This is a genomic window from Pampinifervens navoyensis (assembly GCF_046159715.1).
In the GTDB taxonomy this organism is placed as follows: Bacteria; Aquificota; Aquificia; order Aquificales; family Aquificaceae; genus Pampinifervens.
This window is the reverse complement of the sequence record NZ_JBJXCT010000023.1, coordinates 1-6434: the sequence shown is the minus strand read 5'-3', so window position 1 is coordinate 6434 and position 6434 is coordinate 1. Positions and strand designations below refer to the sequence as shown.

10 protein-coding genes are annotated in these 6434 nt (G+C 47.6%); 6 read left to right on the top strand and 4 right to left on the bottom strand.

What is annotated here, in order from left to right:
• The first annotated feature begins 208 nt into the window (after positions 1–208).
• From ACKRDP_RS09835 to ACKRDP_RS09825, 3 genes are read left to right on the top strand one after another with little or no spacing between them, the layout of a single operon-like run.
• Complete coding sequence (locus tag ACKRDP_RS09835) at positions 209–886, top strand: c-type cytochrome (protein ID WP_409154612.1); 678 nt, start codon at positions 209–211, stop codon at positions 884–886.
• Positions 887–898: 12 nt separating this feature from the next.
• Positions 899–2308, top strand: coding sequence for a cbb3-type cytochrome c oxidase subunit I (locus ACKRDP_RS09830; protein ID WP_409154611.1), 1410 nt, complete (start codon positions 899–901; stop codon positions 2306–2308).
• Positions 2298–2591, top strand: a complete 294-nt coding sequence (locus ACKRDP_RS09825; RefSeq protein ID WP_409154610.1) for a hypothetical protein — start codon at positions 2298–2300, stop codon at positions 2589–2591. The genes ACKRDP_RS09830 and ACKRDP_RS09825 overlap by 11 nt, the downstream gene beginning before the upstream one ends.
• A gap of 1 nt (position 2592) precedes the next feature.
• On the opposite strand, the gene ACKRDP_RS09820 is transcribed toward ACKRDP_RS09825, so the two are convergent.
• From ACKRDP_RS09820 to ACKRDP_RS09810, 3 genes are read right to left on the bottom strand one after another with little or no spacing between them, the layout of a single operon-like run.
• Complete coding sequence (locus ACKRDP_RS09820) at positions 2593–2913, bottom strand: DUF190 domain-containing protein (RefSeq protein WP_409154609.1); 321 nt, start codon at positions 2911–2913, stop codon at positions 2593–2595.
• Positions 2914–2931: 18 nt separating this feature from the next.
• Positions 2932–3306, bottom strand: coding sequence for a fluoride efflux transporter CrcB (gene crcB / locus ACKRDP_RS09815; protein ID WP_409154607.1), 375 nt, complete (start codon positions 3304–3306; stop codon positions 2932–2934).
• Positions 3291–3605 carry a DUF190 domain-containing protein gene (locus tag ACKRDP_RS09810; RefSeq protein ID WP_409154605.1) on the bottom strand — a complete coding sequence of 105 codons (315 nt, stop codon included), beginning with the start codon at positions 3603–3605 and terminating at the stop codon, positions 3291–3293. Before ACKRDP_RS09810 ends, crcB begins: the two co-directional genes overlap by 16 nt.
• 49 nt (positions 3606–3654) lie before the next feature.
• Between ACKRDP_RS09810 and nadA the strand changes: the two genes are divergently transcribed.
• From nadA to ACKRDP_RS09795, 3 genes are read left to right on the top strand one after another with little or no spacing between them, the layout of a single operon-like run.
• A complete protein-coding gene (nadA, locus tag ACKRDP_RS09805; RefSeq protein WP_409154604.1) occupies positions 3655–4623 on the top strand; it encodes a quinolinate synthase NadA in 969 nt (322 codons plus the stop codon).
• Complete coding sequence (gene ispG, locus ACKRDP_RS09800; protein ID WP_409154602.1) at positions 4620–5675, top strand: flavodoxin-dependent (E)-4-hydroxy-3-methylbut-2-enyl-diphosphate synthase; 1056 nt, start codon at positions 4620–4622, stop codon at positions 5673–5675. The genes nadA and ispG overlap by 4 nt, the downstream gene beginning before the upstream one ends.
• On the top strand, positions 5668–6012 hold the full coding sequence (locus tag ACKRDP_RS09795; protein WP_409154601.1) for a hypothetical protein: 345 nt from the start codon (positions 5668–5670) through the stop codon (positions 6010–6012). The genes ispG and ACKRDP_RS09795 overlap by 8 nt, the downstream gene beginning before the upstream one ends.
• A 14-nt stretch (positions 6013–6026) precedes the next feature.
• Here the strand turns inward: ACKRDP_RS09795 and ACKRDP_RS09790 are convergent, their stop codons facing one another.
• Positions 6027–6329: a c-type cytochrome gene (locus ACKRDP_RS09790; RefSeq protein WP_409154599.1), complete on the bottom strand. Its 303-nt coding sequence runs from the start codon at positions 6327–6329 to the stop codon at positions 6027–6029.
• Positions 6330–6434: the final 105 nt, after the last annotated feature.

The window sequence follows — 6434 nt, the reverse complement described above, 5'->3', positions numbered from 1 at the left end:
TTCAGGAGCATAAATTAATCCCTCCTCCAGATACTGTCAAGTAGCGTCTATGGTTTTTCATCATTTATAGCCTCCTTAAAGCTTTAGGTATTAAACTTATGTTAGACCTCTTTACATGTCAACATAAAATAAGCCGAAATCCCTTGACAGGATTTTGGGCACAGTATAAATTTATTAGTAAGTAATTCTTTACTAAGGAGGTGTAGCCATGGGTATAGGGTGGCTGGAAGTAGTGGTTGCAACCCTTCTTATCTCTCTTGTTATCAGCCTTGTCCTTGCGAGGGGACGCCATTGGCTTGAACCGGGCTTCTGGAAGGTGGCGGCGGTCATAACAAGCTCCGTTATGGCTATTACGCTGGTGCTTCTGACCTTTCACACAGTTCAGGCTATAAGCATGGGAAGCAAGCGAGTTCCTGGACCAGAGGTTATAAACAAGGAGATAGGCTATGTTTACAATGCGGACAGAAGAGCAATGGAACCCATCGTAGGAAAGGAAGTGGGTCTTTTTGGAAAGGTATGGAGCCCAAAGGAGGCAGAAGAGCTTATAACAAAGGGAAAGCTGGTTATCCAGAGCAGAAACTGCATGGATTGCCACACACTTCTTGGAAATGGGGCTTACTATGCACCGGACCTTACGAAAGCCTGGCTTGACCCAAAATGGGAAAAGCAGATAATGCCCATGGTGGGGGCAAACTCAAGGGAAGAAGCCATGAAGGTATGGCTCATGAATCCCGATAAGTATCCAACATGGGTAAGAAGGATGCCAAACCTCAGGCTTACAGAAGAGGAGGCAAGGGCTGTTGTGGCATACCTTAAATGGATGTCTGCCATAGACACCAACGGCTTTCCTGCAAACTTTCCTGAAGTTCAGGTATCAAAGCAGTAAGGAGGTGTAGCCATGGAAAGGCTGTATGAATCACAGAAGTTAGCCCTCTGGTATTTCTGGACAGCCATAATACTTTTTGGCGCCCAGCTTCTCTTTGGTCTTCTAGCTGCCATACAGTTCATTAACCCAGACTTTCTCTACGGGACCCTCAACTTTATGACCAACAGGATGCTTCACATAAACGCAATGGTCGTGTGGCTACTTATGGGCTTCATAGCAGGCATATACTGGTTTTTACCCCTTGAGACAGGAAGGGAAGTTGTAGGAATAAAGCTGGGCAAGCTTGCCTACTTTGCCTTTGTAGGCGCGGTAGCTGTCGTTGTCCTTGTGTATCTTCTCAAACAGTATGGTTCTGGTGATTTCTTTACCATGTGGTTCATAACTGAGGGAAGGGAATACATAGAAGCACCAAGGTGGGCAGACATTGGTATAGTGGCTGTAGCCCTCATAGTTGCCTTCAATGTAGTAGGCACTGCAGTTGCTGCGAGAAGATTGACGGGAATACTGGGTGTTCTAATGGTAGACCTTGCCTTTCTCTTTGGTCTTTACCTTGCTGGTATGTTCTTTACGCCAAACATATCTGTTGACCAGTTCTGGTGGTGGTGGGTTGTTCACCTCTGGGTTGAGGCAACCTGGGAAGTCCTCGTAGGCGTTCTTATGGGATGGCTTCTGATGCACCTTCTGGGAACTCCAAGGAAGATAATAGAGGCGTGGCTATATGTGGAGGTAATGCTTGTCTTTGGAACAGGAATACTGGGACTCGGACACCACTACTACTGGATAGGAACGCCAGAATACTGGCTTGGAATTGGGGGCTTTTTCTCATCCCTTGAGCCTCTACCACTCGTTGCCATGGTTATACATGCGGTTTACGACGCCGGTGTTCACAAGTTGAAAACTGTAAACAGACCTGCACTCTTCTGGGCTTTCGCTCAGGCTTTTGGAAATCTCTTTGGTGCGGGCGTGTGGGGCTTTATGCATACCCTGCCCCAGATAAACCTCTTCAGCCACGGCACTCAGCTTGCTGCGGCGCACGGACACCTCGCCTTCTTCGGGGCTTATGTATCTGCAAACCTTGCCCTCTTCTACTTTGCCCTTGGTAAAACAAGGGTTAAGGAGGGATACATACTCAACGGAACACCGTGGAAAATAGCCTATGTGGGCTTGATAATAGGCATGTTTGGTATGACAGCAGCCCTCACCGTTGCGGGTTTTGCACAGACGATGATAGAAAGGGCCACACTCGGAAGCACATGGGAGGCTTTCATGCAGGCTCAGATGCACCCTTGGATGGAGGAGGCTTTCAGATGGAGGCTCTTCTTCGGTGTTATGTTCTTCCTATCCTATATAATCCTCCTGTATGACCTTCTCACCGCCGGCAGAAGAGTTGAAGCTCTCAGGGAGGCTGAAGTTGCTGGCTGAAACCATCTATAAACTCATGCTTTACGGATTTCTGATGGTCCTCTTTGCGGGGGCCTATGCCATACTTTATGCCATGGGGAGGTTCTCAGGCCTCCCCCTCCTTACGAGAGCTTCTTATTCCTTTGCCCTTCTTCAATTTCTTTCAGGTCTTGGCATGGTCCTGTCACCCTATCTTGACCTTCTGTGGCGTGTCATAATCCTCTTCAGCACATTTGCATACCTCTTCATACCCCCAGTAATGTGGAGGGTGGTGGTAGAGATGCACAAAAGGCATGAGGAATAGGCTAAGCCTTTATCACTTTCACCTTTTCCAGGGTTATTATTCCGTCCTTTACAAGCCTTGCAAGCTCTGGAAGTATCTGGTTAACCTTTTCCTCACAGTCCACTATCTCCACCACTATGGGAAGGTCAGAGGATAGGCTGAAAAACCCTGCCTTGTGAAGGACAGAGGACTTACCGTAGCCCAGAATTCCCCTGAAGACGGTAGCACCCGCTATGCCCCTCTGCCTGCAGAACTCCACCACATATCTGTATAGAGGCTTTCCTTCATGTCTGTCATTTTCACCAAAAAAGAGCCTTACAAGAAATGCTTCTTCACACTTCATAGCCTTCAATCACCTCATCTATAACATTTTACCAAGACCATATCCCAGCCCAACAAACAGAAGCCCCAGCAGGTTGCTCAGAATCAGATAAAGGAGAGCTTTCAGCCATTCACCGTTAAACATAAGGTAGTAAGCCTCGTAAAAGAGAGTGGAATATGTAGAGTAGCCACCCAGTAGACCAGTTATGAAAAGAGCCCTCAGGTTAGGAGTTATATCAAGCCTTTCCACAAGGAAGGCAAAGAAAAAACCAATAAGAAATGCAGAAGAAAGGTTTACCACAAGCGTGCCCACGGGGAATTCTAGACCCACCCTTGTCTGGATAAACTTTGATAGGATAAACCTCAATACTGAGCCGATAGCTCCACCTATGGCAACCGCTAAGAGGAAGACCAAAGGACTGCCCTCTCAAAGGTAATAAAACCAAGGTTTTTATGTTTGGAAAGCTTCTTTATTGCTTCCATAGCTTTTGATTCTTCTTCCACGAACTCCACCACTACAGGCAAGCTGTAAGAGAGCACCTCCAGCCCCTCGTAGTGAAGCTCACCTGTTGTTCCATAACCCATTATAGACTTCAAAACAGTAGCACCACTAACTCCGTATTCTTTCAGAAGCTCCAGAACCTTCCTATAGGCAGGTTTTCCCTCAAGGCGGTCATCTTCCCTCAGAAATATACGAACGAGCACAAGCTCCATCTGATTTAAATCTTATCACAGGTTCAGGCTGGTAATATATTCTCTCATTATGGTGCAGCTGGAAATTCTCAAAGAGCAGGAGCTGAGCGGTGAGGATATAAAGGAACTTCAGGAAGAGGTGCGCAGGCTTGCAAAGGAAAAGAACGCAGTCCTTCTTGCCCACTACTACCAGAGGCCAGAGGTGCAGGATATTGCGGACTTTGTGGGAGATTCCCTGGAGCTCTCCCGAAAGGCAAGCCAGACAGATGCGGACATAATAGTCTTCTGTGGCGTGCGTTTTATGTGTGAGACAGCAAAAATCGTAAACCCCACAAAGAAGGTCCTTCATCCAAACCCTGAGTCTGGATGCCCCATGGCGGATATGATAAAAGCCGATGATGTGCTCAGGCTAAAAGAAAAGCATCCTGATGCTGAGGTGGTAGCCTACGTGAATACAAACGCGGATGTTAAGGCAGTCTCCGATGTGTGCGTGACCTCTGCCAACGCCATAAGGGTGGTGCAGAAGCTCACCTCAAAGAAGATAATCTTTATCCCAGACCAGGCACTGGGAAACTGGGTCAAAAGGCATGTGCCAGACAAGGAGTTTGTCATATGGCAGGGCTTTTGCCCACCCCACTTTGAGTTTACCGCAAGGGAAGTCATGAAACTTAAAGAACTCTACCCGGATGCAAAGGTGGCGGTGCACCCTGAGTGCCATCCAAAGGTCATAGACATTGCAGACTTTGTGGGCTCAACCTCTCAGATAATCAACTACTCCACCACGTGTGACGCCCAGAGGGTGATAGTGATAACCGAAGTGGGACTAAAGCATACCCTCATGAAGAAAAACCCTTACAAGGAATACATCTTTCCCGAGTCCATGAACTACTGCGGAACTGTCTACTGCTGCACCATGAAGGGTATAACCTTGCCAAAAGTCTACCAGACTCTCAAAGAGGAGATAAACGAGGTTAGCCTGCCGGAGGATATAATAGAGAAGGCAAAAAGACCCATACTGAGGATGCTGGAGCTTTCATGATTACCCGCAGGAAAACCCGTCAGATACAGGTGGGATGGGTAAAGGTAGGTGGAGACGCCCCCATAGTGGTGCAGTCCATGACCTCCACCAAGACCCATGACATAGAAGCAACTCTTGAGCAGATAAGAAGGCTTCAACAGGCTGGCTGTGAGCTCATAAGGGTGGCGGTGCCCCACGAGGAAGACCTGGAGGCTCTGCCAGAAATTGTGAAAAACTCTCCCATGCCAGTAATCGCAGACATTCACTTTGCACCCTCTTATGCCTTCAGGTCTATGGAAAAGGGCGTGCACGGCATAAGGATAAACCCGGGCAACATAGGAAAGGAAGAGATAGTAAGAGAAATTGTGGAAGAGGCAAAAGGAAAAGGCGTTGCCGTTCGCATAGGTGTAAACTCAGGCTCATTGGAGAAAGACCTTCTGGAAAAGTATGGCTATCCCTGTGCTCAGGCACTATTTGAGAGTGCCATGCGCTGGTCTGAAAAGTTTGAAAATTGGGGCTTTTATAACTTCAAGGTCTCCATAAAGGGCTCTGATGTGCTTGAAAACATAAAGGCTAACGAGCTCTTTGCACAGCATACAGACATTCCTCTTCACATAGGTATTACAGAGGCAGGTATGGGCACAAAGGGCATAGTAAAGTCTTCTGTGGGTATAGGTATTCTACTCTACAAAGGCATAGGTGACACGGTGAGAGTTTCGCTCACCGACGACCCCGAAGTGGAAGTGGAGGTTGCTTATAGCATTTTGCAGTCTCTTGGTCTGAGGAGAAAGGGTATAGAGATAATTGCCTGCCCTACATGCGGACGCATAGAAGTGGACCTGCCAAAGGTGGTAAGAGAGGTGGAAGAGAAGTTAAAGCACTTGAACAAGCCTCTTAAAGTTGCTATTATGGGCTGTGTGGTGAACGCCATAGGGGAAGCCCGTGAAGCAGATATAGGACTTGCCTGCGGCAGAGGCTTTGCCTGGCTCTTCAAGGAAGGCAAGCCCATAAAAAAGGTAAGCGAGGAGGAGATGGCTCAGGCGCTGATGGAGGAGGTAATGAAGTATGACTGAAAAAGAAAAGTTTGAAAAACTCGTGCAAAAAGCCCAGCTTGTAGACCAGAATGTTCAGATAAACTTTGTCCTTCTTGACCTCACACCAAGGTGGATGAAGTGCAGGAGGACAAAGAGGATTGTTTTTCAGTTTCACAAATTAGGTGAGCAAGAGGGACTGACTGCATGTGGGAAAAGGCTTGAGAGGTATCAGGTTCTGCCAGAAAGGCAGGAAAACCTTGTCATAACCCAGGTTAACATGATGCTGGGGGGGCTGGGGCTTTTAGTGTTTTTTGACCTGTGCCCTCAGTGTTTTGGAAACATAAACAGATGCAATCCCTTAGAAGAGGGGGCATAAGCCCCCGTTGAAACTTATTTGACAGACATTACCCACTGAGCCAGCTGTTTTGCCTCTGCGTCGGTCACATTCTGAGGAGGCATGGGAACAGAACCCCACACTCCTGCACCACCTTTCTTAATCTTGCCAGCAAGGTAATCAACCGCATCAGCCCTGCCAGCGTATTTCTTTGCGATGTCCGCGTAGCTTGGACCTACTTTCTTTGCCTTCATGTCGTGGCATGCCATACAGCCCTTCTGTTTTGCGAGCTGTTCGCTTGCAAAGGATGCCCCTGCAAGTCCTACAACCGCTGCTAGTGTCAGAGCTACCTTCTTCATGTTAAACCTCCTTACTTAAATTCTCTTAAGATATTATAACGCAAGTTGCAAGTTATAGCATCCCTGCACTCCAGAGCCTATGGAGATTGTAAGAAATTACCGCCA

Excerpts from the sequence above, each read along its gene's own strand:
- ACKRDP_RS09835 (WP_409154612.1), top strand. The coding sequence starts at position 209 with ATGGGTATAGGGTGGCTGGAAGTAGTGGTTGCAACCCTTCTTATCTCT.
- ACKRDP_RS09830 (WP_409154611.1), top strand. The coding sequence starts at position 899 with ATGGAAAGGCTGTATGAATCACAGAAGTTAGCCCTCTGGTATTTCTGG.
- ACKRDP_RS09820 (WP_409154609.1), bottom strand. The coding sequence starts at position 2,913 with ATGAAGTGTGAAGAAGCATTTCTTGTAAGGCTCTTTTTTGGTGAAAAT.
- ACKRDP_RS09810 (WP_409154605.1), bottom strand. The coding sequence starts at position 3,605 with ATGGAGCTTGTGCTCGTTCGTATATTTCTGAGGGAAGATGACCGCCTT.
- nadA (WP_409154604.1), top strand. The coding sequence starts at position 3,655 with ATGGTGCAGCTGGAAATTCTCAAAGAGCAGGAGCTGAGCGGTGAGGAT.
- ispG (WP_409154602.1), top strand. The coding sequence starts at position 4,620 with ATGATTACCCGCAGGAAAACCCGTCAGATACAGGTGGGATGGGTAAAG.
- ACKRDP_RS09795 (WP_409154601.1), top strand. The coding sequence starts at position 5,668 with ATGACTGAAAAAGAAAAGTTTGAAAAACTCGTGCAAAAAGCCCAGCTT.
- ACKRDP_RS09790 (WP_409154599.1), bottom strand. The coding sequence starts at position 6,329 with ATGAAGAAGGTAGCTCTGACACTAGCAGCGGTTGTAGGACTTGCAGGG.